This is a genomic window from Kineococcus terrestris (assembly GCF_041020755.1).
Taxonomy (GTDB): domain Bacteria; phylum Actinomycetota; class Actinomycetes; order Actinomycetales; family Kineococcaceae; genus Kineococcus; species Kineococcus terrestris.
In genome coordinates, this window is record NZ_JBEUEI010000013.1 from 15,874 (window position 1) to 41,733 (window position 25,860).

The following is a 25,860-nucleotide window of genomic DNA, read 5'->3' on the forward strand; positions in this document are numbered from 1 at the left end:
GCGTCACTCCGGCCCCACCGGCCCCGCGGACCCACGAGAGCGAGCCCATGCCCCACCCTCGTCGCGCCCACCCCCTGCTGCCCCTGACGGCCGCCCTCGGCCTGGTCGCCGGTACCGCCCTGTCCGGCGCGGCCGGCGCCGCGGCCTCGACCACCCCCTCGCCGGACCCGGCGCCCGGTGCGGTCGCCGACCTGCTGCCGCCGCCGGAGGACGGCCGCACCCGCGTGCAGATCGGCGCCTTCAACGACTTCCACGGCCGCCTGGAGGCCCCGGAGAGCACCGACGACGGTGAGCCGGTGGGCGGTGCGGCGCAGCTGGCGGGCGCGCTGGACGCCCTGCGCGCGCAGGAGGAGGGCACCGTCGTGGTGTCCGTGGGCGACAACATCGGCGCCTCGACGTTCCCGTCGTTCGTGCAGCAGGACGCGCCGACGATCGCGGCGCTGAACGCGATGGGCGTGGCGCTGTCGGCGGTGGGCAACCACGAGTTCGACGCCGGCTACGACGACCTCGTGGAGCGGGTGGGCGTGGAGGGCCGTCCGGGCCCCGGCGGGGAACCGCCGCTGGCGGCCTTCCCGTACCTGGGGGCGAACGTGGAGCTGGCCGACGGCGGGCCGGCGGTGCCGGAGTACGCGGTGCGCGAGGTCTCGGGGGTGAGCGTCGGGTTCATCGGCGTCGTCACGGCGGCCACGCCCAGCCTGGTCGCCCCGGACGGCATCGCCGGTCTGCGGTTCACCGACCCGGCCGAGGCCGCCAACCGCGTCGCCGACGCGCTCAGCGACGGCGACCCGGCCAACGGGGAGGCCGACGTGCTGGTCCTGCTGGCCCACGAGGGCTCGGCGGGCACCGACTGCGCGCAGGTGGCGACCGAGGGCGACTTCGGCCGGATGCTGCAGGCGCTGTCGCCGCAGGTGGACGCGGTGCTGTCCGGGCACACGCACCAGCTGTACGACTGCGAGGTGCCGGTGCCCGGGCGCGAGCTGCCGCGGCCGGTGCTGTCGGCCGAGGCGTACGGGGTGGCGCTGGACCGCCTCGTGCTGGACGTCGACGACGCCACGGGCGAGGTCGTCGCTCAGGCCCACGAGGTGCTGCCCGTGCAGGGCTTCGCGCCCGACCCGGAGGTGCAGGCGATCGTCGACGCGGCCGTCGAGGTCTCGCAGGAGGTCGGCGCGCGCCCGGTGGGCCGCATCACCGCGGACGTGACCCGCGCGTTCTCCGGCGCCGAGGACGACCGCGGCACCCCGTCCCCGCTGGGGTACCTGGTGGCGGACGCGCAGCTGGCGCTGACGTCGGGGGCGGGTGCGCAGATCGCCTTCATGAACCCCGGCGGCCTGCGCGACGACCTGCTGTTCGCCGGCGGCGAGGAGGAGGACGGGGTCGTCACCTACGCCGAGGCCGCCGCGGTGCAGCCGTTCGCGAACTCCGTGGTGACGATGACGCTGACGGGCGCGCAGGTGCGGCAGGTGCTGGAGGAGCAGTGGCAGCCGGAGGGGTCCTCGCGCCCGTTCCTGGCGCTGGGCGTCTCGCGCGGGTTCGCCTTCACCTACGACCCGCAGGCCCCGGTGGGGCAGCGGGTGGTCTCGGTGACGCTGGACGGCGCGGAGCTGGACCCGGCGGCGACGTACCGGGTCACGGTCAACAGCTTCCTGGCCGCGGGCGGGGACAACTTCTCCACGCTGGCCGAGGGCACCGACCGGGTGGAGCTGGGGCAGACGGACCTGGAGGTCCTCACCACCTACCTGGGGCTGCCGGAGAACCAGCCGCTGACGCCGGACACGGCGCCGCGCTCGTCGGTGGCGGCGGCCCCGGCGCCGACGACCCCGGCGCCCGCGCCCTCGCCGACGACGCCCGCCCCGGTGGTGCCGGCCCCCTCGCCGTCGCCGTCGGCGACCGCGAAGGCGCCGGTGCGCGGCGCGTCACCGGTCCGCGCGGGCGGGACCTCGCGCAGCGCGGGCACGCAGCGCACGGCCCTGCCGCGCACGGGCGCGGACGCGTGGCCGGCGCTCGCGGCGGGCGGTGCGCTGGTGGTGGTGGGCGGCGGGCTGCTCGTCGCGTCGCGGCGCCGCCCGGGGACGCGCTGACCACCCGCTGACACGCCGCCGACCCGCGCTGGCCGGGGTCCACGTCGCTGGACGGGGCCCCGGCCGGCGCTCGTTGTCTACACTCCGACCGTGGCTGGGACGAGGACGCGCGGGCGCGAGGCGGACACCCGCGCCCCCGAGGGGCTCGACGGCGCGCTGGAGGACGACGCGCAGGGGCGCGGGCCGGTGAAGTCGGCGGAGCGGACGGTGCGCATCCTGGAGGCGCTGGCCCGCCCGCCGTACACGTTCACGGTGGCGCAGCTGCAGGAGACGACGGGCTACCCGCGCTCCAGCCTGCACGCGCTGCTGCGCACCCTGGTGGACCTGCACTGGATCGAGCCGCCCACGCCGGGCGGCGGGTACGGCATCGGCGCGCAGGCCCTGCTGACGGGCACCGCGTACCTGGACCGCGACCCGGCGCTGCCGCGGGCGACGGCGGCCATCGAGGCGATCCGCGACGAGGCGGGCTGCACGACGCACGTGGCGCGCCTGGACGGCGGCAACGTCGTCTACCTGGCGACCCGCGAGGCGCCGGACCGGCACCGCTCGGCCTCGCGGGTGGGCCGCTACCTGCCCGCGTACGCGACGTCGCTGGGCAAGGCGCTGCTGTCCGAGCGCACGGCCGCGGAGCTGGACGTCCTGCTGCCGGGCGACGACCTGCCGCCGCTGACGGAGGCGACGGTGCGCACCCGCGCGGACCTGGAGCGCGAGCTGGAGGAGGTCCGCGAGCGCGGCTGGGCGCTGGAGCGCGGGCAGAACCTGCCCGGCACGGTGTGCGTGGGGGTGCGGGTGGAGTACCGCATCCCCGCCACGGACGCCATCAGCTGCAGCCTGCCCGCGGAGCTGGCCACCGACGAGGAGGTGGAGCGGGTCGCCGGGATCGTGCAGCGCCACGCCGGCCGCCTCGCGCGCGAGCTGCGGGCGGCCGGCGTGCGCTGAGGCGCCGGTCCCTCAGCGGGCGGGTGCCACCGCGCGCGCGGGCCGCTCGCGCTCCAGGGCGGTGCCCTCCACGTCCAGCACGGGCAGCCAGCCCAGCCAGCGCGGCAGCCACCAGGCCCGCCGGCCCAGCAGCGCCAGGGCCGCGGGCACGAACACCATCCGCACGACGATCGCGTCGGCGAAGATGCCGACGGCCAGCGCGAACGCGATGGGCCGGATCGTCGCGTCGCCCTCGGGCACGAACCCGGCGAACACCGAGAACATGATCGCGGCGGCGGCGACCACGACGGGCGCGGCCTGGCGGAACCCGGTCGTGATGGCTCGCAGCGGGTCGGCGCCGTGGGCGTGCGCCTCGTGCATCCGCGAGACGAGGAAGATCTGGTAGTCCATCGCCAGCCCGAACAGGATCCCGACGACGATGATCGGCGCCAGGCTGAGCAACGGGCCGGTCGTCTCGGCCAGGCCGAGGAACCCCAGCCAGCCCCACTGGAACACCGCGGTGGTCGCGCCGAGCGTCGTGCCGATGGTCAGCAGGAACCCCAGGACGCCGACGACGGGCACGAGGACCGAGCGGAAGACCAGCACGAGCAGCACGAACGCCAGCCCGACGACGAGGACGAGGTAGACGGGCAGCGCCCGGTCCAGCGTCTGCGAGACGTCGACGCTGACGGCGGTGGTGCCGGTGACGTACGACGCGGTGGCGCCGGCGGTGCCGTCGGCCTCGTCGGCGGCCAGCCGGTCGCGCAGCGCCTGCACGAGGTCGGCGGTCTCGTCCGTGTCCGGGCCCGTCGTGGGGACGACGGTGACGAGCGCGGCGGTGGCGTCGGCGTTCGGCTGCGGCGGGGTGGCCAGCGCCACGCCGGGCAGCTCGGCGGCCTCGGCGCTCACGGCGGCGGCGCGCTCGGGGGCGCCCTCGCCGTCGACGAGCAGGACCAGCGGGCCGGTGACGCCCGCGCCGAAGCGCTCGGACAGGATCTGCTGCGCCCGCGCCTGGGTGCTGTCGTCGGCGGGCAGCTGGTTCAGCGTCGTGCGCAGCGAGGCGACGGGCAGCGAGACGATCCCGAGGACGACGACGACCGCGACCAGGCTGGCCCAGCGCCGGGTGGTGGTGGTGCGCACCCAGCCGGCGTAGACGCCGCGGCCGGTGCCGTCGGCGTCGGCGACCTCGACGTGCCGGCCGCCCTCGTGCGTCAGGGCGCGGCGGGCGCGGCCGGGCAGCGCCCGCAGCCCGACGAGGCCGAGCACCGCGGGCACGAGGGTGAGGGCGACGAGGACGGCGACGACGATGGTCCCGGCGGCCGCCAGGCCCATCTCGGTGAGGAACGGGATGCCGGCGACGGTGAGCCCGGCCAGCGCGATGACGACGGTGGTACCGGCGGTCAGGACGGCCGAGCCGGCGGTGCCGGTGGCGACCGCGACGGCGTCGCGCACGTCGCGCCCGTCCCGCAGCTCGTGCCGGAACCGCGTGAAGATGAACAGCGCGTAGTCGATGCCGACGGCCAGGCCGAGCATGACGGCGAGGATCGGGGTGGTCGACTGCAGGTCGGTGAACCCGGTGAGGGTGGTGATGCCGAGCGCCCCGATGGCCACGCCGACGACGGCGGTCAGCAGGTTCATGCCGGCGGCCACGAGGGAGCCGTAGGTCAGGCCGAGGACGACGAAGGCGGCGACGACGCCGACGGCCTCGGCGGTGCCGCCCAGGTGGAACGGCTCGACCGTCGCCTCGCCGGTGGCCTCCACGGTCAGCCCGGCGTCGCGGGCGCCCTCCAGCGCCGCGCGCAGCGCGTCCTGCTGCTCCTCGGTGACCTCCGGGGCGGGCACGCCGTAGGTGACGGTGCTGTAGGCGGCGCGCAGGTCGGGGGAGACGGTGGGGTTCCGCGGGTCCAGCGGGTTCGTGGCGCTGACGACGCCGGGCAGCTGCCCCAGCTCGGTGACGAGCTGCGTGAGCGGGCCGGCGACGGCCGGGTCGGTGACCTCGGCGCCGTCGGGGGCCTGGACGACGACCTGGGCGCCGGCGCCGCCGGAGGTGTCGCCGAAGCGCTCGTCGATGAGCCGCAGCGCGGTCGTCGACTCCTGCCCGGGGATCTCGAAGGTGTTGACGGTCTCGCCGGACAGGGTCGCGGCGCCCACGCCGACGCCGAGCAGGGCGATGAGCCAGACGGCGACGACGGCGACCCGGTGGCGGAACGCCCCCAGGCCCAGCCGGTGCAGGAAGGTGGCCACGGGTCTCCTCAGCGGTGCGCGGGGTTCTGGTGGTGGTCGTCGGTGGTGGGCCCGGGGTGGCCGAGCGCGCCGCAGGCGGCGCGCACGAGCGCGGGGCGCACGTCCCCGTCCGCGCCCCGGCAGGCCAGCGCGGCGACGGCGAGCCCGCCGAGGGCGGTGACCACGCGGACGGCGCGCTCGTCGGGCGCACCGGGGACGTGACCGGCGGGCGGGTCGAGGTCGGTGCCGAACACCTGCCCGAGCACCCCGGCGACGTCGTCGAGGGGGTGCTGGGGCGACCCGTCGCCGTCGGCGCTGAGCGAGGCCAGCAGCAGGGCGATGAACCCGGGCCGGTCCAGGGCCGTGCGGGCGAGCAGGTCGAGGGCGGCGCGGTCGCGCGCGGGGCCGGGCGGGGCGCCGGCCACGGCGTCGCGCACCTGCACCACCAGGGCGGTGCAGCGCTCGACCACGGCGGCGCGCAGCGCCTCCTTGGTGGGGAAGCGGTGCAGCAGACCGGTCTTGGAGTAGCCGACGGCGTCGGCGATGCGCTGCACGGACGTCTGGTCGACGCCGTGCCGGGCGAACAGCTCGGCGGCGCGGTCGACGATCTCGTCGTCGATCTCCCGGCGGGTGGGTCGGACCACGCCTGGAGGTTACAGGACCGTCCCGGTCCATGATGGACCGGAGTGGTCCGGGGTCGACCTGTCGGAGCAGCGACCTACGCTTGTCCCACGATGAGCACACTCTTCGACGACCTGCCCCTCGGCGGCCCGGGAGCCGGCGGCTCCACCGGCCCGACCCCCGCCGACGGGTCGGAGGGGCCCGGCGCGCGCCGCCGCCCCGGCGCCGATCCCGCGGCCCTGCTGGCCGGGCTGAACCCCCAGCAGCGCGAGGCCGTCGTCCACAGCGGGTCCCCGCTGCTCATCGTCGCCGGCGCCGGCTCGGGCAAGACGCGCGTGCTGACGCACCGCATCGCGCACCTGCTCGCCGAGCGCGGCGTCACCCCCGGGCAGGTCCTGGCGATCACCTTCACCAACAAGGCCGCCGCCGAGATGCGCGAGCGCGTCGCCGCCCTGGTGGGCGACGTCGTCGGGATGGGCGCGCGCAGCATGTGGGTGTCCACGTTCCACTCCGCGTGCGTGCGGATCCTGCGCCGCGAGGCGCACCACCTCGGGATGCGCACGAGCTTCTCCATCTACGACGCGGCCGACTCCCAGCGGCTCATGGCGATGGTGTGCCGGGAGCTGGACTACGACCCCAAGCGCTACGCGCCGCGCTCGTTCTCGGCGATGGTCTCGAACCTGAAGAACGAGCTGGTCGACGAGGAGACGTACGCCGAGCGCGCCTCGGGGGAGAACGGCAACGACGTCGAGCGCAAGCTGGCCGCCGCCTACCGCGCCTACCAGCAGCGGCTGCGGCAGGCCAACGCCCTGGACTTCGACGACCTGATCATGACCACGGTGCACCTGCTGCAGGCGTTCCCCGACGTCGCCGAGCACTACCACCGCCGCTTCCGGCACGTCCTGGTCGACGAGTACCAGGACACCAACCACGCCCAGTACGTGCTGGTGCGCGAGCTGACGGGCACCGGCGACGGGCCCGTCCCGCGCGCCGAGCTGACCGTGGTGGGCGACGCGGACCAGTCGATCTACGCCTTCCGCGGCGCGACGATCCGCAACATCACGGAGTTCGAGGAGGACTACCCGGACGCCCGCACGGTCCTGCTGGAGCAGAACTACCGCTCCACGCAGACGATCCTGTCGGCGGCCAACGAGGTCATCGCCGTCAACGAGGACCGCCGCCCGAAGAACCTGTGGACGGCCTCGGGGCAGGGGGAGCGGATCGTCGGCTACGTCGCCGACGACGAGCACGACGAGGCCTCGTTCGTGGCCGAGGAGGTCGACCGCCTCGCCGACGAGGAGGGCGTGCGGCACTCCGACGTCGCGGTCTTCTACCGGACGAACGCCCAGTCGCGCGCCCTGGAGGAGGTGTTCGTCCGCACCGGCCTGCCCTACAAGGTCGTCGGCGGCACCCGCTTCTACGAGCGCCGCGAGGTCAAGGACGCCATCGCCTACCTGCGGCTGCTGGACAACCCCGACGACCTGGTGAACCTGCGCCGGGTGCTCAACGTGCCCAAGCGCGGCATCGGCGAGCGCGCCGAGGCGGCGCTGGCGGTGCTGGCCGAGCGCGAGCGCATCACCTTCGGGCAGGCGCTGGAGCGCGCCGACGAGGCCGTCGGGCTGGCTGCGCGCTCGCTGAAGGCCGTGCAGGGCTTCGCCCAGCTGGTCGCGGACCTGCGCACGCTGGCCGAGTCGGGCGCCGCGCCGGCCACCGTGCTGGAGGCCGTGCTGGAGCAGACCGGCTACCTGGCCGAGCTGCGCGCCAGCGGCGACCCGCAGGACGAGAGCCGCGTGGAGAACCTCGCCGAGCTCGTCGCGGTGGCCGAGGAGTTCGCCGACGAGCAGCCGGAGGGCACGCTCGCGGACTTCCTGGAGAAGGTGTCGCTGGTCGCCGACGCCGACCAGATCCCCGACGCCGACGGGCAGGGCGTGGTGACGCTGATGACCCTGCACACCGCCAAGGGCCTGGAGTTTCCCGTCGTCTTCCTCACCGGCCTGGAGGACGGCACGTTCCCGCACACGCGCTCGCTGGCCGACCCCGACCAGCTCGCCGAGGAGCGCCGCCTGGCCTACGTGGGCCTGACCCGCGCGCGCGAGCGGCTGTACCTGTCGCGCTCGGCGGTGCGCAGCGCGTGGGGCGCCCCCCAGCAGTACCCGGCCAGCCGGTTCCTCGACGACGTCCCGCCCGCGCTCGTGCACTGGAAGCGCGGCGCCTCGACGGGGTTCGGGGTGACCACCCCGCCGGCGGTCTCGCGGATCGCGCAGCGGCCCGGGGTGCGCTCGCCCGGCAACCGCCCGGTCATCAGCCTGTCGCCGGGCGACCGCGTCACCCACGACTCCTTCGGCATGGGCACCGTGGTCCGCGTGGAGGGGGAGGGGGACAAGACCGTCGCCCACATCGACTTCCGCGAGGGGACCAAGCGCCTGCTGCTGCGGTACGCGCCCGTGGAGAAGATCTAGGGGTTCCGCTCGCGCGGGCCGGTGCGGTCCTGGGACAGTCGCGCGTGCCCACCGGTGAGAGCCCGCCCGGCGCCGCGTCCGGACGCTGCGGCCCCCGGGTCCGCGTCGTCCACCTGACCGGCCCGGTGTTCGACGCCCTGGCCGCCGGTGACCTGGCCGCCGCGAACGCCGCGAGCCCCGTCCCGCTGACGCCCGTCTTCGCCGGTCCCGAGTGGCGCGGCGTGTGGCGGACGCGCAGCGAGCAGGTGCGCCGGGACCCCTCCAGCGCCGCCTGGGTCACCGGCGTCGTCTGGGACGAGGACCAGCAGCTCGCGGTGGGCCGCGCCGGGTTCCACGGCCCGCCCGACGCGGCCGGGACGGTGGAGGTCGGCTACGCCGTCGACCCCGCCCACCGCCGCCGCGGCTACGCGCGCGCGGCCCTGGAGGTGCTGCTGCGGCGCGCCCGCGACGAACCGGCCGTGCGCACCGTCCGGGCGAGCATCGCCCCCGCCAACACCGCCTCCCGGGCCCTGGTGCTCCAGTACGGCTTCGCCCCGGTGGGCGAGCAGTGGGACGAGGAGGACGGCTGGGAGGTCGTCCACGAGGTCGACGCCGGGGCCGCCTGAGCCCACCGTCGCACGGGCGGGGGGTCTTGCCGCAAGGGGGGCCGCCCGTCGCACACTGCCCGCTCCCGCCTCGCAGGAGGCACGGCCCGACGAGTGGAGCGCCAGCGGTGACAGGCGAGGGCACGACGGTCGACGCGACGTCCGCGGACGCGGCCCCGGACGGGCGGCAGGACCCCGGCGGGCCGTTCTTCCACGGCACGCGCGCGGCGCTGCGAGCCGGGGACGAGGTGACGCCGGGGCGCCCCTCGAACTTCCACGCCGGGCGCGTGATGAACCACGTGTACTTCACCGCGCTGCTGGAGACCGCGGTGTGGGGGGCGGAGCTGGCGGTGGCGCTGGCCGGTCCCGAGGGCGACGGCGGGGGAGGGCGCGGCCACGTCTACCAGGTCGAACCCGCAGGTCCCTTCGAGGACGACCCGAACGTCACGGACAAGAGGTTCCCGGGCAACCCCACGGCGTCCTACCGCTCCCGGCACCCCCTGCGCGTGGTGGCCGAGGTCCATGACTGGCAGGGGCACGAGCCCGAGGTCCTCGCCGCGATGCTCGACGGGCTCGCCCGCCTGCGCGAGCAGGGCCTCGACGTCATCGAGGACTGACACGTCCAGCTCGGTCGACGAGCGGTCCGGACCACGGCACCACGGTCCAGGAGCGCGCCGTTCACCGTTGCGCCCGAGCGTCCAGGGCCTCGGCCAGGCGCCGGGCGTCCCCGGCGGGCACGCCGATCAGACGTCTGCTGCGCCCGTCCTCGAGCACGAGCGCGCTGGTGTCGTACCAGCCGCCCTCGACCCGCACCGTGCGCACGCGGCTCCACGGGACGGTCCGGTACCTGGGCAGGCCGTCGCGCAGACCGACCCCCTCGGTCGTGAGCAGGGTCGACGGTGGCCACGCGAAGCAGGCGCAGAGCAGGTAGGCGAAACCTCCCAGCATGACGATCGCGAACACGACGTCGAAGGTGTCGGGGTCGCCGAAGAGCCGGGAGACGGCCAGCGCCACCTGCAGGCCGATGAGGCCCAGGAGCACCGTCCGCAGACCGCGGGCGGCTCGCAGGGGGTAGTACGACCGCAGCCCGCTCAGGTCAGGAGCACCACCCTCCCGCCGCTCTTCCACGGCAGCACCTTCCCAGGGACGGGAGGGCGGGAGGGCGTGGAGGTCGGGGCACCACCCGGACGCCGTGGTCCGAGCAGCCGCCCCTTCCTGAGCGGAGCAGTCGTCGCACCTCTGACCGTCACCGCTGTGCGCTACGGGCACGCACGCCGGGTGCGCGGTCCGGTGCACGGGTGTGCTCCGAGCCGGATCGCCCGCGCGGGCGGTGGTCGGCTGGCACCGTGGGCAGGTGAGCACCGCCCTGGAGCGTCCGTCGTGGCGCCGCGACCCCGCCGCGCTGACCGTGGTGGGGCTGCCCGTGGTGGGGGCGGTGGTGACGCTGGCGCTGCTGGTGCACCTGACCAGCTGGGAGCTGGTGACCGAGAGCGTCGGGGGGCTGGTGTTCGTCCTCGTGACCACCGTGTGGGCGCTGCTGCCGTTCGCCACGGCGGTCGTGGTGGGCGTGAGCGTGCACCGGTACTGGCGCGGGGGGATGGCCGTGGCGCTGGCGGGGACCGTGCTCCTGGTGGCGATGAGCGTGTGGATGTCGTGGGACGTGCTGACCTCGGAGTCGTCCACCGCGGTCCTGGCCCTGTTCTTCTTCCCGTTCATGCAGGCCGCGTGGGTGGGTGCGACGACGGCCGCCGCTGTCGGCGTCGCGAAGCTGCGGGGTCGACGGACGGCGCGCGCGGGAACGGTGTGAGCGGGACGGGTTTCTCGGTCGGGGCGTCCGCGCGCGTGCGGGGCACCGGCCCGGACCTGCCCGCGGCGCGGGTGGGACTGGTCGCGGCTCCCGAGCACCTGCTGCCGCACGACCAGGACGAGCTGGGCGACGTGGCTGAGTGGCCCGTGCCGGTGAGCCTGGACTTCGTCGGGTCCTCGGGCCAGGGCCGCGCCGCTGTGGCGAGCACGGTGTCGCAGCGGGTGCTCTCGCGAGGTGCCGCCCTGCTGCTGGACAGCGCGTCGGGCGGTCCGCCGTGGACACCGCGACCGGAGGCGCTGCGCCGGGGCCCGGACGACTGGGGGCTGCGCTGGCCCTTCGACGGGTGGTGGGTGTGGCCGGACCTGACCGGCGACTTCCCCGACGAGGCGACCTTCACGGTGCCGGCACCGTTGGAGTGGACCACCGGCGGCAGGGTCCACCGGGGCGAGGTGGTGCTGACGCTGGTCGTGCGCAGGTGCTGACCCGCTCGCGGGTGACGTCCCTCAGTGGGCGACGGCAGCGGTGGACGCCTCGGGCGCGCCGTCGTCCACCAGCCGCCACGGCTTCACGAGGACCACCAGCACCGCGGTGGCCAGCACGAGGGCGGCGACGATCACCACGCCCATGGCGCGCGCGTCGTTGCCGAGCACACCCACCAGGGGGGAGACCAGCGCGCCGACGCCGAACTGGGCCGCCCCCAGCAGCGCGGCGGCCGAGCCGGCCGCCTCGCCGTGGCGGGAGAGGGCGAGCGCCGGCGCGTTCGGCAGGGCGAGGCCCGCGCAGAACAGCACCGCCCACAGCGGCAGCGCCACCCCGAGCAGCCCGCCGGTGCTCGTGACCGCGAGCGCCAGGAGCACCGCCCCGGCGAGCAGGCTGACGAGGACGCCGGCCATCAGCACCTGCGCGGGGGAGGAGCGGCGCAGCAGCAGCGGGTTGAGCTGGGTGGCCCCGATCAGCCAGACGGCCCCGGCGCCGAACAGGAGCCCGAACTGCTGCTGGTCCAGGCCGAACTCGCCCTGGTAGACGAAGGAGGCGCCGGCCACGTAGCTGAACAGGGCGGCCATCGCCAGCCCCGCCACCAGGACCAGTCCCAGGTAGGTGCGGTCGCGCAGCAGGCCGCGGTAGGTGCCCGCGGTGGCGCTCAGGCGCAGCGGGGAGCGGGCCTCCGGCGGCAGGGTCTCGCGCAGCGCCCGCCCGCCCAGGACCAGCAGGAGCACCCCGTAGACGGCGAGGAGGACGAAGATCCCGCGCCAGGAGGTGAACCGCAGCACCTCGCCCCCGATGGTCGGGGCGAGCACGGGCGCGGCGCCGATCACCAGGAACAGGCGGGAGAGCATCGTCGCCGCGGCGCGGCCGGTGAACAGGTCGCGCACGATCGCCAGGGCGATGACGGCCCCGGCCGCGGTGCCCACGCCCTGCAGCACGCGCAGCGCGCCGAGGACGGCGATGTTGGGGGCCAGCACCACCAGCAGCGAGGCGAGCACGTGCAGGGCGGTCCCGGCCAGCAGCGGCCGGCGGCGGCCGAGGGCGTCGGAGAGCGGGCCGATCACCAGCTGCCCCAGCGCCAGCCCGACGAGGGTGCCGGTGAGGGTCAGCTGCACCGCGGCCTCGGTGATCTCCAGGTCGGTGACGATCGTCGGCAGCGCCGGCAGGTACATGTCGATCGTCAGCGGCCCGACGGCGACGAAACCGCCGAGCACCAGGACGGTGCGTCCCGTGCTGCGGGCCGGGCGGTCCGGGGCTGCGGCACCGGTGGTGGGCGCGAGGTGCGCTTCTGAGGTCATGTCCGGTCTTCCGTCGTGGGGCTGGGTCGGCCGGGCACGGAAGCCGGCGGCTCCCCGTCCACGCGGCGACGGCGACAACCAGCGCACGGGGTGGATCTGTTCCGCGGCTGCTGCGCCGGTGGTGCGAACTGCTGGTGGGTCGCGGGTCTGCAGCTGCCACGAGTCGCCCGCACGGTGACTGCCAGCGACCGCTGATCGGCGCGGTGAGCAGGCGCCGGGCAGGGGAGCGAGGAGGGCGCAGTGCCCTTCAGCGGGAGCCCGCAGGCGCCATGCTGATCCGGTGCCCCCTCCCGACGCGACGTCGCTCAGCACCCGCGTGGCGTGGGCGGTGCTGGTGGTGCTGGCCGCCCTGACCGGGTACCTGGCGTTCACCCTGCCTGTCCAGGTACCGCATCCGGATCTGGTGTGGCCGCTGATCTGGGTTGTGCCGCTGGCGGTGGAGGTGGTGATCGGTCACCTGCGGGTGCACCCGTGGTGGGTGCTGCTGCTGGTGGGAGTGCCCTTCCTGGTCGCCGGGATCCCCGGCCTGGCCATGAGCACCCCGCTGTGGATCATCGGGGTGCCCTTCCTCGCCCTCTGCACGGCCGCGTACCTGACGCTGGTCAACGCACTGGTGCTCCTGGCGCGCCGCAGGACCCAGCGCCGCGAGGCCAAACGCCGCCAAGCGGTGGCGCCGGCGCGGTGAGGTGACGGCACGAGTGCCGCGGGTGGCAAGCCGGAGCGGACGCGCGCTCGTGCGCTGCGGCCTGTACGGCTGGTTGGGCCAGGTGGGGGGTACGGCTGCGGTGGCGCCCACCGGTGCTCCACGCTGAGGCGGTGCCGATCGAGGACACCGCGCCGGCCACGGCTCCCACGCGCCTGCGCAGCGGGCACCGCCGCTTCGACGCCCGGCGCGCTGCCCGCTCCCGGCTGCTGGGCGCGCTGGTCGTCGACGCCGCCGTCCTGGTCGGTGCCGGGCTGTGGCTGCTGGCCGGGCGCTGGCCGGTGGCCCTCGCGTGGGCCCTGTTCGCGGCCGGTGCTGCGGTGTGGGCGGTCTGGGAGCACCGGCTCGAGCAGGTCGGTGCGGCACGGCTGGAGCGCTCGTGGCTGCACCGGGGACGGCTGTCGGTGGCCTCGGTCGTCGCGGTGGTCGCGATCGCGCTGGTGTCCGCGCTGACGGTGCGCCTCGGGGTGGGGTGGTCCTGGAGCGAGGTCGTGCTGCTCAGCGTGCCGGTGGCCCTCGCGGTGCTGACGACGTCGTGGCGGCGGGGGCGGCGTCCCCGACCTGGTCGATGAGTCGCCCAGCCGGCGACTCCGGCGGCCCTCGTCGGTGCGCACGTGCTGCGGCCTGGACGGTGGCGCTGGTGCTGCTGGGGGCGCTCAGCGGGTACGTGCTCGCCGCTCCTGAGCACACCAGCGCCGCGGTGCCGGTGTGGACGGCGGCCGGTGCCTGCGCGGGCCTGGCGCTGGCTGTGGTCGTCGGTCACCTCCGGGTGCACCCGTGGTGGCCGCTGGCGCCGGTGTGGGTCGGCTTCGTGGCCGGGATGGTCCCTCCGATCTCCGACGACGACGCCCTGTGGGCGGTCGCGGCGGTCGTGTTCGCCGGGCTGGCCTCGGGTTACCTGGTGCTGGTCAACGCGATCGTCCTGGCCGTGGTGGAGACGCGCGAGCACCGCCGCGGCACCGCCGCTGGCCGGGCCCGCGCGAGCAAGCGCTGAGAGCCTCGGCCCACCCTCCAGCCGGTGGCAGGTCCCTCCGTCGGTGGACGTCGTCGTACGAGCTGTCCAGCACGCTGGGCAGGTGCGCACCCCTTCCCGCCTCGCGCTCGCAGCCGCTTGCCTGCCGCTGCTGCTCACCGGCTGCACCTCGACGGCGCAGGCGGACGCGGACGCCGACGCCCGGGCCGCCGACGTCGGCCGCTCGCTGGACCGCACCGCGAGCGGCAGCGACGACCTCGACGACGTCGTGGGCTTCGCCCTGCGCGACGGGCAGGGTGCGACGTGGCCGGCGGTGGAGCTGCTGGAGGTGGCGCCCGGACCCGGCGGGACGGTCGAGGGCACCGTCGTGGAGGTGCGCATCACCGGGTACCGGGTCCCCGACGACGGTCAGGGCTTCGACCTGGGTCCGGACCAGGCCCCGGTGACGCGGAACTGCTACCGCTACGTGCTGCACGCGTGGGGCGTCGACGTCCGTCCGAGCACCGGGGAACCCCTCGCCGAGCGGATCGACCGTGACTGCGAGCAGCGCGAGGTCGTCGACGTGCCGCGACCGCCCCCGGTGCCGCACCTGACGGAGGCGGACACCGAGGCCCTGGAGGCGGCGCTGGCCCGACCCGGTGCCGCGGCGGTGCGGGCGGCGTTGGACGCTGCGCCGCGTCCCGGTGTGCGGGTCGACGTGGGCGTGCACGACGGCTGGGTGGGAGCGGCGCTGTCCGCGGCTCCCCGCGGCAGCGACTGCGTGCTGGGTCGGCGCGGACCGGACGGGCAGGTGCAGGTGTGGGTCCCACCCGCTGTGCTCGTCCAGCCGGGGGAGAGCGGTTGCGACGCGTCGACGGCCGCCGCGGGAGGTGCGGCGGTGCCACCGCACTAGACGGCTGACCTCCGGCAGCGGAGCGCCGCCTGAGCCGACGTCTCGCCGGCGCGGCCGTCGCTGACCGGGCTCCACCGTCTCAGCGCGCGGTTCGAGGCAGTCCGGTCCTCGGCACGAGCGTGCGGTCGCTGCTCGGCCTGGCCGTCTCGGGAGCGGCTCCTTCCCGAGACGGTGACCGCACGTGGACGACGTCGTGACCGCTCGGCGGGTCAGGGGGGCGAGGGCAGCGGGCGGTCAGTGGCCCGCGGCGTGGTGGGCGTTCGGGGCGTCGGTGCGGGCGTCCTCGCGCTGCAGGCGCTTCTCGCGCGACTCGCGCCCTTCCGCCCACACGCCCAGCAGCACCACGAGGCCGAGGGCGATGGCCGCCCACCCCTGCCACGCGCCCGTCGCCTCCTGGACCAGCAGGAAGCCGACGCCGGCGGTGAGCCAGGCCGCGGGCAGCACCGCGCCCAGCCACCAGGGGGAGCGCTTGGACACGACCAGGCGCTGCACCAGCAGCAGGGCCAGTCCGGCGGCGTACATCGCGAGGTGGGTGGTGCTCACGTGAGACCTGCTCTCGAAGTGGAGGTGGAGGCGCGGTAGGCGTGCAGGACGCGGTCGGCGGCGTCTCGGGAGACGACGCCGTCGACGACCACGCCGGCGAGGGGGCCGGGGCCGGGGACCGGGGTGCGCACGAAGGAGCGACCGCTGTCGGTGAGGGCTTCGAGCCACTGGTCCACGGTCTGCTCCCTCGCACGGTGTTCACGCTGAGGTCAACACTGTGCAGGCGGCAGGGGGACGGGTCAGGCGCTTCGAGGGACCGCGCCACGCAGCGGGCCGGATCGAGACCTTCGGAGGACTCGGGGTGTCGGTGGTGAGGCCGCTCGGTCATCGGTGTGAGCGCGCGGCCGGTGCTCGGCTCACCGAGGTGTTCAGCGGGTGAGGTCTTCTCCTGACAGGCCCGTCCCTGTCACCCTCGTCGCGTGGATCAGGGAGACGCCCTCGGCCGCGGGGTCCAGCGCGGCGTCCTGTCTGGAGCGCTGCTGGGCGCGGTGGTCGCCGCGCTGTGGAGCAGGTCGACGGTGAGCGGGGAGGACGCCAGGACGATCGCGATGACGTTCGTCGTGCTGGGCGCCCTCGCCGGGTCGGGCGCCGGGGCGCTGTGCGGCACGCTCATCGCGGGGGTCCACCGGGTGGCGCGGCGTCGCGGTGCGGGTGGGGCGTGGTGGATCAGCGCTGCCGCGGCGTCGATCGCCGGCGTGGTCGCTGTCGGGGGTTTCGGGTTGTGGCCCGTCCTGTTCCGAGGCGCCGTACCGCTGGGGCTGCAGGTGGGCTGGGTCCTGGTGTGCGCTGTCGTCGCGGCCTGGCAGGTCCGCAGCGTGCAGCGGCGCTCGCTGGCCGGGTAGCTCCGCCACCTCCAGCGGACCGTGGGGACGGCTGGGCCGACCCCTCGGGCGTTCGCGTCACCGACATCGACGACCTTCCCTGCTCGACGCGAGCAGGCGGCCGTCGTCCGCCGCCCCACCCGGTGCACCCGCCAGCAGGTGACCAGGTGCACCGCCCTGGTGGCCGGGTGGAGCAGACCGCCGGGCACACCTCACCGGCCGTCGCAGGAGCAGCCGCTCGCGCGGAGGCGGTCGGGCTCCACTGCGCGATCAGCACGTGCGCGGACCGCTCAGGTCGCCGGCTCCCCGGGTGACGACCCGTCGGTGCCCTGAACGCGTTCCAGCGCCCAGGGGATGCGCTCGGCCGGTGCGATGGCCCACTCCAGGACAGCTGACGAGGTCCTCAGCTGGACGACCCGCGCCCCGGGAGCGACCAGCAGCACCTCGGCACCGCGCACCTCGCGCGGCAGCGCAGCGTCCACCGACCGGACCGCGACGGTGACCGGACGCCGGCGCAGGAAGCGCAACCCGCCGACGGTGTGGGCGAAGTCCACCCGCCCTGGGTGCAGGGTCGCCACACCGGGGCGCCACCGCCTCGTCAGCCCGTCCTGGTGCCCGTCCACGACGCGCACGCCGCACTCCAGCCGATCACCGGCGGCCAGGCGCTCACCCACCCGCCGGGTGACCGCCGTGCCGACCCAGACGTTCAGCGGTGCGCCGACCAGGACGATGACCACGGCCGTGAGCGCGACGGTGAGCCCCCCGTCCTCGGGCGCTCCGAACACCCGCGCGACACCCCGCACGAGCACCAGCGTCAGGGCGAACGCCAGGAGGGCGCAGACGAGGACCACGGCGGCGAAGCGCAGTGGTCCGCGTGTGCGCCGGGTCCGGGGCGCCGTTGAGCTGTCGCGGTGCTCAGCCACGCTGGACACCCTGTCCCACCTGCTGCGTGGCCACCCCCGGGTCCAGCACGAGCTGGGCCGTCCGAGCGGGGTCCGCAAGGCCGAGCAGGTCCGCACCACGCCAGCCGACCGGCCACCCGGTGGCGTCGTGACAGGGCACGACGCCGGGGCGTCCAGCACTCACCTGGACCATCTCGGAACCGACCGTTCTCGAGAGAGCGACCGCGCCCGGACGGCGGGATGACCGTCGTCGGCTGAGAAGTGCCAGTCCGGCTCCCGTGATCGACAAGGCCAGGCGTCACTCGCTGATCGCGTTCGTCGTGCGCATCGTCGCTGTCGTCGTGGCTGTGATCGCCCTGGAGGCCACGGTGCCCGATCTGGGGCGGTGGTGGCGGTCGCTCATCGCCGCGCTGATCTCGCTGATCTCGGGCTTGGTGACCGAAGAGGTGCTGCGCCGGCGCGGTTCCTCTGCGGGTGCTGAGGGGCGACCGCCGCGCTGACCTGCGTACGTCGCCGACTGCTGCGTGAGTCGGCGACCCCGTGCCGGCGGACTTCCCAGTCGAAGATCGATCGCGCAGCAGCTTCGACCCGTCCTGCGACGGTGACCGCGGCCGGACGACGCCACGACCGTGGTGCCGCTGCCGGCTGACCTCAGGTCGCTGGAGGCGAGGGCCTGTCCTCCACGAACGGGACCGCTGACGCCGCGATCTGGCGCAGGCCGGGTAGGTGCAGCGTGGTGGTGGTCGGGGCCAGGGCCGGTCCCCAGGACACCTCGAAGCCGAGCCGGTCGTCGGTGGGCATGCCCAGGACGCGCACCGCGCAGGACAGGCGCAGCACGCCGTGACCGTTGTAGGTGTCGTTGCGCTCACCCAGGACCAGGCGTTGGGGCACGTGGTCGACGAAGGCGTGCACCAGGGGGTCGTTGGGCTGGCCGGGCCAGTGCTCCCACAGGGCGCTCTGCACGGCGGCCTCGGCCTCGCTGCGCGCGGGCAGGACCTGCGGGATGAACGCGGCATCGGCGCGGGCGACCAGCCAGGCGGTCAGCCGGTCGGGGTGGGCGAACAGGCAGCGCAGCCCGATCGCGATGCCGGGCACCTCGGCCAGCAGCACCGGCCCGTGCGCGATGGCGCCCAGGCTGCGCCAGGTCTGCTCGGAGTCCTCGATCTGCCACGGCTTCCACGGCTGCTGACCCGGCTCCCACGGTCGGGGGTAGGGGGTGCTCATGCCAGTCGCACCACCTTCTCGGCCAGGTCGTCGAGGTTGCGCAAGGCCAAGACCGTGGTGGTCATCGGTGCGCCCAGCTCGGGCCAGCCGGCCTCCACGGGAAGGCGTGCGTCCTCGGGAACCGTGGGCCACCACAGGTCCAGGTCCTGGACGTACGCCGGGGTCCCGGGGTCCTCACCGCCGGCGCCGCGGCTCGTGCGGTTCCTGCTGTCGTGGTGGGGCTCCAGCCGCAGCCACAGCTGTCCGTCGGGTCGAAGGCCCGCGGCCGGTGCCGGCACGCTCAGGCGTGGTGAGCTGATCGGCAGGCGGGGGACGTGGCGGTGGCCGCTGCGGCTGCCGAAGTGGATGCGGGACTCATCGGCGTCCCGGGCGGCCTGACCGACGGCCTTGACCTCCACCGACAGCAGCAGCCCGTCGGGGTAGGCGAAGACGCAGCGCAGGCCGATGCCGATGCCCGGGCCGGCGCTGAGCACGCACGGGCCGTGGGCCACAGCTCCCAGCCCGTCGTCGAAGGAGGACGACACCCCACCGCTCACCCGCTCAGACTGGCGCAGCCGGCGACCGTGGTCACCTGCGGCAGGTGCCGGTCGCCGCGCTCAGCGACGGGCGTAGAAGGGTCCATGACCATCCCTTGCCGTCATCAGCCCGGTCATCTCGCAAGTGACCGTTTTCAAGATCGCAACCGCGCCCGGACAGCGGCAGAGGGGGACCTCTGAACGACCGTCGATGTGTACGTCTGCTCTTCCTGTGCCGCTTGCAGCGTCCACTTGTGCGGCACACTGACGAACTCATCTGCGTGAGGAGTGCTCGTGACCGGCCAGCCGAAGACTGCATCGATGCGATCAGTTCTCGACGCGCAGGCGCCCGCCTCCAGCCCTCGACGTGCAGGTCGTCTGAGCCAGGTCGGTGCGGCCGTCCTCAACCTTGCGGGCATCGTGCTCCTGCTGGGTGGAGTGGTCACCACCGAGGCGACGACCACCCTCGCGGGCGCCGGCTTGACGTCCATGGGCACCGCACGCCTGCTGAGCGGTAGGCCACAGGGCAGCGCCGGGGAACCCCGCCTCATCCGTGGTCTGCAGGCCTGCGGGCTCCTTGCCATGGCCGCTTACCTGGTGATTCGTCTGACCGCCTGAAGCGTGCTCGAAGCCCGTAGCCGGAACGTCCTCGGTTCGGCATGAGCGTGCGGTCAGCGCTCGGCCAGGTCGTGCGACGACCGACCGTTCCTCGAGCTCCGACCCACGACGCCACCCGCGGTCGGGTGAACCCCCCCGACGTCCTGCCCGGTCGCTCACGGCACGCCGGCGTAGACGACCACCTCGTCCTGGGCGTCGCCGTAGCGGGTCCTCTTCTCCGAGCGCAGTCCGATCTTCGACGCCACCCGTCGGGAGGCGGTGTTGCCGGGGGCGGTGATCGCGATCAGGCGGGGCGCGTGCAGCACCTCACGTGCGTGCTCCCGCACCGCGGTGGCGGCCTCGGTCGCGATGCCCTCCCCCTGTCGGTCCGCGCGCACGTGGTAACCGACCTCCAGTTCGTCGACGCCGTCGACGTGCTGCACGGTCAGCCCGCAGTCGCCCAGGAACTGCCCGGTGGACCGCTCGACGAGCACCCAGAGGCCGAAGCCGTGCTCGCGGTAGGAGGCGCGGGTCCAGTCGATCCACGCCTTCGCCTCCGCCCGAGTGCGGGGCCGGGGGTAGTGGGCCATCACCACGGGGTCCGCGAGCAGAGCCGCTACGTCGTCGAGGTCGTCATCGCTCATGGGGCGCAGCAGCAGGCGGGCGGTGGGGGGTGGGACGTCCACGGCGGTCATGGTGCCGCTGACGAGGTCCTCCTCGCACGCGCTCCCGGACCCGGGTGCACCGTCGCCGACGGTGGTGCGGCGTCGCGTGGTGCTGGCCGTGCCCACCACCCAGCCCGCCCCCGGCCACGGACCCGGCCAGCGGGCCGGCCACCTGCTCGGCCACGCCCGCGTCTCGACCACCGCCCGCCTGCGGGCCGGCGCCGTCATCGGCGTCCCCGGAGCCACCCCGTACCGCAGCCGGCGGCGCACCGCGGTGGCGCTCGACGCTCCCAGCCCGAGGGTGGAGACGACGACGATCAGCAGGACGAGCCGGTCAGGCTCTGACCCCACGCTCACGGCCGCGGGCGTGGTGCGGTGGTTCATCCGCCTCGGCGTGCCCGGTGGACCGTACGGTGCCGCTATGGGGGACGACGGCGCGACCGGGAGCTCAGCCGCGGACGCGGCAGGACCGAGCAGCGCCTACGTCTCGGACGGCACGTGGACGCAGGAGGCCCTGGCCGACTACCGCCGACGCGCCCAGGAGCTCATCGCCGCCGTCACGGCTCACGTGGACCTGACGGCGCGGCGCGGCGGTCGGCAGCGCGAACTGCCCGCCTACTTCGCTTCGGCCGAGGGTGTGCGACGTGCGGTCGACGCCTTCACCGAGGCGGAGTTCGCCTGGTGCGGGTCGTTCCCGGTGCGCGCCGGTGGAGGGGGCGAGGAGGACGAGGAGTTCGACGAGGAGTTCGACGAGGGCCCCGTCGCGGACCCGTCGGTGGCCGAGGCCCCGGTGCTGTCCGTGCTGGCCCGGTGGGACTACGTCGTCACCGATGTCGAGGCTTTGCTGCGCCGCGGCCGGGAGGGCTACCTCACCGCCTGGCCGCAGGACACCGAGGACGACGCCGTCGTGCGGGTGCACGACCCGGAGTCAGCGGTCCGCGAGATCCTGCACGGACCCCAATTGCCCGTGCTCGACGACACACCTGGGCTGGAGCCCGCTGCGTCCTTCCTGGAAGTGGTCCGTCACGCCCGGGAGGACGAGGAGGCCGTGTGGGAAGACCCCTTCGGCGTTCTCGGTGAGGAGCAGCGGTAGGCGGACCCGCCCTCGACGTCGTCCGTTCTCCCTCCCCGCGCTGCGTCTCACGAGCGGTGACGGTCTCAACCGGTCAACGCAACGCCTCGTTGAGGACTTCAGAGGGTGTCTGCCATCCCAGGGTTTGTCGAGGTCTGCCGTTCAGGCGGGCGGCGATCTCATCCAGGTCCGCCTGGCTGAAGGCGCGCAGGTCCGCGCCCTTGGGCAGGTACTGGCGCAGCAGGCCGTTGGAGGGGGCACCTCCCACGGAGTGGGGGAGTCTCGTTCGAGCCGCGCTGCCAGGGTGAGCGCGGGTCGGCGAAGTAGACCTGCACGCCGGTCTCGATGCTGGGGGCACCTCCCGCGCGAAGCGTGGGGGAAAGCGGGCGTGCTGGGCCATCTCCATCCCGCGGTCCCAGGTCAAGGACTTGCGCAGCTGCGCGGGCATGCGCTGCACGGCCTGGGCCAGGGCCGGGCGCACCTGCTCGGCGGTGCAGCCGGCCGGCAGGGCCACCAGCATCACAAAGCGCGAGTGACGCTCGACCGTGCTGGTCGACGGGGGGGGGGCGATGGCGCTGGGGCGGGTGCCGAAGACCAGGTCGCCCTCCCAGTGCCCGGGCACCGCCCGGTCGGCGACCTCGGCCGGGCGCTGGCTGATCGGGACGGTGTCGACCAGCTGTCCGTGGCCGCAGGGGCGGCGTTTGGCGCGGGGAAAGCGCATGGCCCGCCCGCTGCGCAGCGCTTGAGTCAGTTCCTTGCGTAGGGCGCCTCTGGCCTGCACGAACAGGCTCAGGTAGATCGCCTCGTGGCTGACGCGCATGGCCTCACCGTCTTGATCGTCACCGAAGTCCACGCGCAGGCGGGCGGCGATCTGCTGCGGGGACCAGCCCTGGGCCAGTTGGACATCGAGTCGTACTCGACCCGGGCCCGCAGCCGCTCGTTGCCGGCGAGCTTGCACGCCTTGGGGCGCCGCCCGCGCTGCCAGGCGCGGGCCTCGGCGAGCCCGGCGCGGTATCGGCCGCGGCCACCGTTGCGGGTGATCTCACGGCTGATCGTCGAGGCCGCCCGGCCCAGGCGCCGGGCGATCGAGCGGGTGCTCTCGCGCGCGGCGATGCCACGACTGATCTCCTCCCGCTCGAGCGCGCTCAGCTGGTGACCCGCCCGGCGCCGCGCCGGCTGGCGCACCCCACCGGTCGCGGCCACGAAGCAGCGCACCGTCGCGGGCCGGTTGATGCCCAGCGAGCGTGCGATCGAGCGCAGCGACTCACCCGCACGCCAGCGCGCCCACACCTGATCCTGCTGATCCGCGGACAGCCCGAACGTCTGCACCGGCTCCACCTCCACACCCACCACACCATGATCAGAAGAGGGTGTTGCGTTGACCGGTTGAGACCGCCACCGTCTATGAGACAGCAGCTGCGCCCGGACGGCGGGATGACCGTGTCGTTGTCGGTGAGGGTGCGGGAGATCAGGTTGTCCAGCGCACTTCGCCATCGACGACACGGTCGGTGGGGTGCAGGCCCAGCCGGTGGGCGACGGTCGCTGAGGCGTGGTGGTCGGGGTGGACGTGGGCGCTGAACCGGTGAGCACCGCGTGCCGTGAGCCAGGCGACGACGGCCGCGGCCGCTTCGGTGGCGTACCCGTTGCCCTGATGGTCGTAGCCGACGACCCAGGCCAGCTCCGCTTGTACGGTCCCGGTGTCTTCTGCGGCCTGGTCTTCGACTCGTGTGAGGGTGGCCTGGACGGTGCCCAGCAGCGGGCCGCCGTCGCGGTGGCGCAGCATCCAGTTCAGCCAGCCGGATCGGCCGTCGGGTGAGGTGCCGAGAACTTGGCGGGCGAAGCGGGCGGCCAGCTGCTCGCGGGTATCGGGGGCTCCTCCGGTGAAGGTGTGCAGGCTGGAGTCGTTGAACAGAAGGAACGCTTCGTCGGCGTGTTCGCGTCGCAGCGGCTCGAGTAGAAGGCGACTGCTGTGCAGCTGCTCAGCCTCGGGCCACTGGTGGTTGATCATGTGTTGATCATGCAGGGTCGCCCGCGCCAGCTCGTGTCACACGATCGGCGGGATGACCGCGTGGTGTCCTCGATGTGGAGGGACAGGGTGGTCAGGGCCGCATGAGCAGGAGTCCGTCGCCCCAGCCGTCGATGATCTCCGTCGTGCGTTGGCGCCCTCCGGCTGCGTCGTGGGCCGCGCATCCTGCTTCGACGCGTACGAAGGCGTCCCGCAGCGCGGCCGGATCGCCGTCCAGGGTGCGTCGCAGCAGGGGCAGCAGGACGTCTGCGGGCCAGTCCGGCAGCGGGTGCTCGCGCAGCTCCCACGGCAGGTACTTGTGGTACGGCCGCACCCGCCCGGCGAGGGCGAAGACGACGTCGAGCAGCCACGGCATCGACTCCGCCGCATCCAGGCGGCATTCCAGCCGGTGACCGTCGCGGTCGGATTTCAACGCCCGGTAGACGTAGTTGAGCCAGCCGTCCAGGCGGCTGTGCTCCACCAGGACGGCTTCGATCTCGTCGGGGGACAAGGTGGCCTGGCGGTGCAAGGCTGCGGCGATGCGGCCGGCGGTGCGGTCCAGCAGCGTCGGGGCCCAGGCGAAGGACCAGCGGAACCCCCAGCCTCCTGATCCGAAGGCGGGTACCTGTTCCAGGTCGGTCAGAGTCACCGGCAGCTCGTCGACCGTGGTGGAGCGGATGGCCCAGCGTTGTTGAGCGGCTTCGTCGCTGAGGACGACGTAGATGTCGAGGTCGGAGCGGTCCGTGGCCATGCCACGGGCAGCGGAGCCGGACAGGACGAGCCCCAGCAGACCGTCACGGTGCTCGGTGTCGTTGCGCTCGGCCAGGCCGACGATGAGCCGCTGGTGGTCATCGCTGAGGTGGTCAGGTAGTTGCAGGTCCACGCATGCCCCGTCCGCCCCGACCGACCGGCCGGAGTCGGTCGAGGGTGCCACGCCGGCCTCGACGACTGCAAAGGGATTTCTCGCGGACAGGCATGTCGGGGCGGTCGTCGCCTCCTGGTCTGCGGGATGAGCGGGCGCCTACCTGCACGCCGCTCACCGCACGGGCGATGTGGCTCCACGCCCACCGTCGGAGGAAGACGTCGTGGTGGTGACCGTTCAGGAGCGTCCCCGATCCGCTGCAGCAGGAGCCCGAGCCAGCACCGAGTCGCGCACCTCGTCGCGCGGCGCAGCACTGTCGAGCCGGAGGACCGGACAGCTCACGGTGGCCAGCCACTCCTCGTGCGCCCTGCGACTGCGCCCGTCGAAGGTCGGGTCGTCGTACCTGCGAGCCCACGCGAGGAAGGTCTCCAGTGCGCCTTCGTCCACCGGACGCTGGCTCCGACGCACCCGCTCACGCGCCTCCAGACGCGCCATCCGCTCGGTCGGGTTCAGGGTCAGGAACACGACAGCGTCACAGCCTTCGACGACGGACTGCCCCCACCCGAGCATCGAGCCGGACAGGACCCACGCTCTGCGCGGGATGAAGACCTGCTGCATCAGAGCCACGCGGTCGGCCGGCGGCCGCTCGCTCGTGTACGGCGGGTCGCTGGGCCACCAGAAGTAGTCGTCGGCGTCGGCGTGCGGGACCGCCCAGGCATCGGCCACGGCTCTCGCCAGAGTGGTGGTCCCACTGCCGCTCGCGCCTGTGATGTGAAGGCGGCACGGTCGCACCTGGCCAGGGTGTCACGAAGATCCCGCTCACGGTGAGCGCTCTTCGCCAAGACCCCGACGTCGCGGGCTACTCAGGACCACGCACCACGCGGGATGACCGCGAGGTCCGAGTCCCTACTCGCATCTACCCCGGTGTGAGGTGTCGTTGCGGATGGTGGCGTAGAGCAGCATGTCCCGACGCTGACCCCCAATGCTCTGGTGGCTGCGTAGTAGTCCCTCCCGTTGGTACCCGGCGTGCTCAGCGGTACGGATCGAGCCCTTGTTCCACGGTTCGATGTGCAGCTCAATGCGGTGTGCGGCAGGGATGGTCCACGCGAACGAGGTCACCAGGCGCAGCGCCGCGCCGGCCAGACCGCGCCCTCGTGCTGATGCGACGAGGCTGTAGCCGGCGCTGAGGCGGCCTTCTTCGAGGTCGCGCACCCACAGCCCGATCTGCCCCCGGGCCTCGTCGGTGTTCGGATCGGCGATGGCGAAGGAGTACCCCACTCCCTCGGCCAGGCGGCCACGTTGGCGCTGTACCCACTGCAGGGCTTGCTCCTCATCTGCGTGAGCGGGCAGGCTCCCGGTGAGTGGGACGTAGGGGTCCTGGGACAGCTCCATCGCCATGACGACGTCCTCTGCGCGAAAAGGGCGCAGGACGACGACGGCCGCAGCGAGACGCGCCGGCTGAGGAGGAACACCGTCCATCACCTGTGGTCCCGCGGGAGTCATCTAGTGAGGGTAGAGGCGATGTCTAGCCGTGGTCACCGACTCTGTGATCTTCCGACATTCGACATGAGCGGAAGATCATCAAGCCTGCTGTGGCGCTGCGCGGTGACGG

General features: G+C 74.3%; 29 protein-coding genes and 1 pseudogene. 15 read left to right on the forward strand and 15 right to left on the reverse strand.

Features of this window, described 5'->3' with window-relative positions:
* Positions 1-47: 47 nt before the first annotated feature.
* On the forward strand, positions 48-2,078 hold the full coding sequence (locus tag AB8M62_RS09570) for a bifunctional metallophosphatase/5'-nucleotidase (RefSeq protein ID WP_369069357.1): 2,031 nt from the start codon (positions 48-50) through the stop codon (positions 2,076-2,078).
* Positions 2,079-2,168: 90 nt separating this feature from the next.
* Entirely contained in the window at positions 2,169-3,017 is an 849-nt protein-coding gene (locus tag AB8M62_RS09575) for an IclR family transcriptional regulator (RefSeq protein ID WP_369056222.1), read from the forward strand.
* A gap of 12 nt (positions 3,018-3,029) precedes the next feature.
* On the opposite strand, the gene AB8M62_RS09580 is transcribed toward AB8M62_RS09575, so the two are convergent.
* Positions 3,030-5,240, reverse strand: a complete 2,211-nt coding sequence (locus tag AB8M62_RS09580; protein ID WP_369069358.1) for an MMPL family transporter — start codon at positions 5,238-5,240, stop codon at positions 3,030-3,032.
* 8 nt (positions 5,241-5,248) lie between these two features.
* The gene (locus AB8M62_RS09585) at positions 5,249-5,863 is read right to left on the reverse strand and encodes a TetR/AcrR family transcriptional regulator (RefSeq protein WP_369069359.1); all 615 of its coding nucleotides are present in this window, start codon (positions 5,861-5,863) and stop codon (positions 5,249-5,251) included.
* A gap of 90 nt (positions 5,864-5,953) precedes the next feature.
* Here AB8M62_RS09585 and pcrA point away from each other — a divergent pair, with 90 nt between their 5' ends.
* From pcrA to arr, 3 genes are all read left to right on the forward strand, one after another.
* The gene (gene pcrA / locus AB8M62_RS09590) at positions 5,954-8,299 is read left to right on the forward strand and encodes a DNA helicase PcrA (protein ID WP_369056225.1); all 2,346 of its coding nucleotides are present in this window, start codon (positions 5,954-5,956) and stop codon (positions 8,297-8,299) included.
* A 44-nt stretch (positions 8,300-8,343) separates the two neighbouring features.
* Complete coding sequence (locus AB8M62_RS09595) at positions 8,344-8,904, forward strand: GNAT family N-acetyltransferase (RefSeq protein WP_369069360.1); 561 nt, start codon at positions 8,344-8,346, stop codon at positions 8,902-8,904.
* Between the two features lie 107 nt (positions 8,905-9,011).
* The gene (gene arr / locus AB8M62_RS09600; RefSeq protein ID WP_369056227.1) at positions 9,012-9,500 is read left to right on the forward strand and encodes an NAD(+)--rifampin ADP-ribosyltransferase; all 489 of its coding nucleotides are present in this window, start codon (positions 9,012-9,014) and stop codon (positions 9,498-9,500) included.
* 61 nt (positions 9,501-9,561) lie between these two features.
* Here arr and AB8M62_RS09605 read toward each other — a convergent pair whose 3' ends face one another.
* Positions 9,562-10,011: a PH domain-containing protein gene (locus tag AB8M62_RS09605; RefSeq protein ID WP_369056228.1), complete on the reverse strand. Its 450-nt coding sequence runs from the start codon at positions 10,009-10,011 to the stop codon at positions 9,562-9,564.
* Between the two features lie 226 nt (positions 10,012-10,237).
* Between AB8M62_RS09605 and AB8M62_RS09610 the strand changes: the two genes are divergently transcribed.
* On the forward strand, positions 10,238-10,690 hold the full coding sequence (locus AB8M62_RS09610) for a hypothetical protein (RefSeq protein ID WP_369069361.1): 453 nt from the start codon (positions 10,238-10,240) through the stop codon (positions 10,688-10,690).
* A complete protein-coding gene (locus AB8M62_RS09615) occupies positions 10,687-11,172 on the forward strand; it encodes a hypothetical protein (protein WP_369069362.1) in 486 nt (161 codons plus the stop codon). Before AB8M62_RS09610 ends, AB8M62_RS09615 begins: the two co-directional genes overlap by 4 nt.
* Before the next feature lie 21 nt (positions 11,173-11,193).
* Here AB8M62_RS09615 and AB8M62_RS09620 read toward each other — a convergent pair whose 3' ends face one another.
* A complete protein-coding gene (locus AB8M62_RS09620) occupies positions 11,194-12,474 on the reverse strand; it encodes a multidrug effflux MFS transporter (RefSeq protein ID WP_369069363.1) in 1,281 nt (426 codons plus the stop codon).
* 280 nt (positions 12,475-12,754) lie between these two features.
* Here AB8M62_RS09620 and AB8M62_RS09625 point away from each other — a divergent pair, with 280 nt between their 5' ends.
* The 4 genes from AB8M62_RS09625 (at position 12,755) to AB8M62_RS09640 (ending at position 15,042) form a co-directional block, all read left to right on the forward strand.
* The gene (locus tag AB8M62_RS09625) at positions 12,755-13,159 is read left to right on the forward strand and encodes a hypothetical protein (protein ID WP_369069364.1); all 405 of its coding nucleotides are present in this window, start codon (positions 12,755-12,757) and stop codon (positions 13,157-13,159) included.
* 131 nt (positions 13,160-13,290) lie between these two features.
* On the forward strand, positions 13,291-13,749 hold the full coding sequence (locus AB8M62_RS09630; protein WP_369069365.1) for a hypothetical protein: 459 nt from the start codon (positions 13,291-13,293) through the stop codon (positions 13,747-13,749).
* 68 nt (positions 13,750-13,817) lie between these two features.
* Positions 13,818-14,171, forward strand: a complete 354-nt coding sequence (locus AB8M62_RS09635; protein ID WP_369069366.1) for a hypothetical protein — start codon at positions 13,818-13,820, stop codon at positions 14,169-14,171.
* 82 nt (positions 14,172-14,253) lie between these two features.
* Positions 14,254-15,042, forward strand: a complete 789-nt coding sequence (locus AB8M62_RS09640) for a hypothetical protein (protein WP_369069367.1) — start codon at positions 14,254-14,256, stop codon at positions 15,040-15,042.
* 234 nt (positions 15,043-15,276) lie between these two features.
* On the opposite strand, the gene AB8M62_RS09645 is transcribed toward AB8M62_RS09640, so the two are convergent.
* Positions 15,277-15,585, reverse strand: coding sequence for a hypothetical protein (locus AB8M62_RS09645; protein ID WP_369069368.1), 309 nt, complete (start codon positions 15,583-15,585; stop codon positions 15,277-15,279).
* On the reverse strand, positions 15,582-15,761 hold the full coding sequence (locus AB8M62_RS09650) for a hypothetical protein (protein ID WP_369069369.1): 180 nt from the start codon (positions 15,759-15,761) through the stop codon (positions 15,582-15,584). Before AB8M62_RS09650 ends, AB8M62_RS09645 begins: the two co-directional genes overlap by 4 nt.
* Before the next feature lie 243 nt (positions 15,762-16,004).
* Here AB8M62_RS09650 and AB8M62_RS09655 point away from each other — a divergent pair, with 243 nt between their 5' ends.
* On the forward strand, positions 16,005-16,427 hold the full coding sequence (locus tag AB8M62_RS09655) for a hypothetical protein (protein ID WP_369069371.1): 423 nt from the start codon (positions 16,005-16,007) through the stop codon (positions 16,425-16,427).
* Between the two features lie 269 nt (positions 16,428-16,696).
* Here AB8M62_RS09655 and AB8M62_RS09660 read toward each other — a convergent pair whose 3' ends face one another.
* Positions 16,697-17,257: a hypothetical protein gene (locus AB8M62_RS09660; RefSeq protein ID WP_369069372.1), complete on the reverse strand. Its 561-nt coding sequence runs from the start codon at positions 17,255-17,257 to the stop codon at positions 16,697-16,699.
* 329 nt (positions 17,258-17,586) lie between these two features.
* Here AB8M62_RS09660 and AB8M62_RS09665 point away from each other — a divergent pair, with 329 nt between their 5' ends.
* A complete protein-coding gene (locus tag AB8M62_RS09665; protein WP_369069373.1) occupies positions 17,587-17,808 on the forward strand; it encodes a hypothetical protein in 222 nt (73 codons plus the stop codon).
* A gap of 151 nt (positions 17,809-17,959) precedes the next feature.
* Here the strand turns inward: AB8M62_RS09665 and AB8M62_RS09670 are convergent, their stop codons facing one another.
* Both AB8M62_RS09670 and AB8M62_RS09675 read right to left on the reverse strand, forming a co-directional pair.
* Positions 17,960-18,532: a hypothetical protein gene (locus tag AB8M62_RS09670; protein WP_369069374.1), complete on the reverse strand. Its 573-nt coding sequence runs from the start codon at positions 18,530-18,532 to the stop codon at positions 17,960-17,962.
* On the reverse strand, positions 18,529-19,068 hold the full coding sequence (locus tag AB8M62_RS09675) for a hypothetical protein (RefSeq protein ID WP_369069375.1): 540 nt from the start codon (positions 19,066-19,068) through the stop codon (positions 18,529-18,531). Before AB8M62_RS09675 ends, AB8M62_RS09670 begins: the two co-directional genes overlap by 4 nt.
* A 273-nt stretch (positions 19,069-19,341) precedes the next feature.
* Here AB8M62_RS09675 and AB8M62_RS09680 point away from each other — a divergent pair, with 273 nt between their 5' ends.
* Positions 19,342-19,665: a hypothetical protein gene (locus tag AB8M62_RS09680; RefSeq protein WP_369069376.1), complete on the forward strand. Its 324-nt coding sequence runs from the start codon at positions 19,342-19,344 to the stop codon at positions 19,663-19,665.
* A 155-nt stretch (positions 19,666-19,820) separates the two neighbouring features.
* On the opposite strand, the gene AB8M62_RS09685 is transcribed toward AB8M62_RS09680, so the two are convergent.
* Complete coding sequence (locus AB8M62_RS09685; RefSeq protein ID WP_369069377.1) at positions 19,821-20,666, reverse strand: GNAT family N-acetyltransferase; 846 nt, start codon at positions 20,664-20,666, stop codon at positions 19,821-19,823.
* A 64-nt stretch (positions 20,667-20,730) separates the two neighbouring features.
* On the opposite strand from AB8M62_RS09685, the gene AB8M62_RS09690 reads away from it, so the two are divergent.
* On the forward strand, positions 20,731-21,402 hold the full coding sequence (locus tag AB8M62_RS09690) for a hypothetical protein (RefSeq protein WP_369069378.1): 672 nt from the start codon (positions 20,731-20,733) through the stop codon (positions 21,400-21,402).
* Positions 21,403-21,475: 73 nt separating this feature from the next.
* Here the strand turns inward: AB8M62_RS09690 and AB8M62_RS09695 are convergent.
* From AB8M62_RS09695 to AB8M62_RS09715, 5 genes and pseudogenes are all read right to left on the reverse strand, one after another.
* Positions 21,476-22,710, reverse strand: a pseudogene (locus AB8M62_RS09695) (IS30 family transposase).
* Between the two features lie 139 nt (positions 22,711-22,849).
* On the reverse strand, positions 22,850-23,389 hold the full coding sequence (locus AB8M62_RS09700) for a GNAT family N-acetyltransferase (protein WP_369069379.1): 540 nt from the start codon (positions 23,387-23,389) through the stop codon (positions 22,850-22,852).
* 91 nt (positions 23,390-23,480) lie between these two features.
* Positions 23,481-24,269: a nucleotidyltransferase domain-containing protein gene (locus AB8M62_RS09705; RefSeq protein WP_369069380.1), complete on the reverse strand. Its 789-nt coding sequence runs from the start codon at positions 24,267-24,269 to the stop codon at positions 23,481-23,483.
* A gap of 216 nt (positions 24,270-24,485) precedes the next feature.
* Positions 24,486-25,040 carry a P-loop NTPase family protein gene (locus tag AB8M62_RS09710; RefSeq protein ID WP_369069381.1) on the reverse strand — a complete coding sequence of 185 codons (555 nt, stop codon included), beginning with the start codon at positions 25,038-25,040 and terminating at the stop codon, positions 24,486-24,488.
* Between the two features lie 114 nt (positions 25,041-25,154).
* Positions 25,155-25,751, reverse strand: a complete 597-nt coding sequence (locus AB8M62_RS09715; protein WP_373694901.1) for a GNAT family N-acetyltransferase — start codon at positions 25,749-25,751, stop codon at positions 25,155-25,157.
* Positions 25,752-25,860 lie beyond the last annotated feature (109 nt).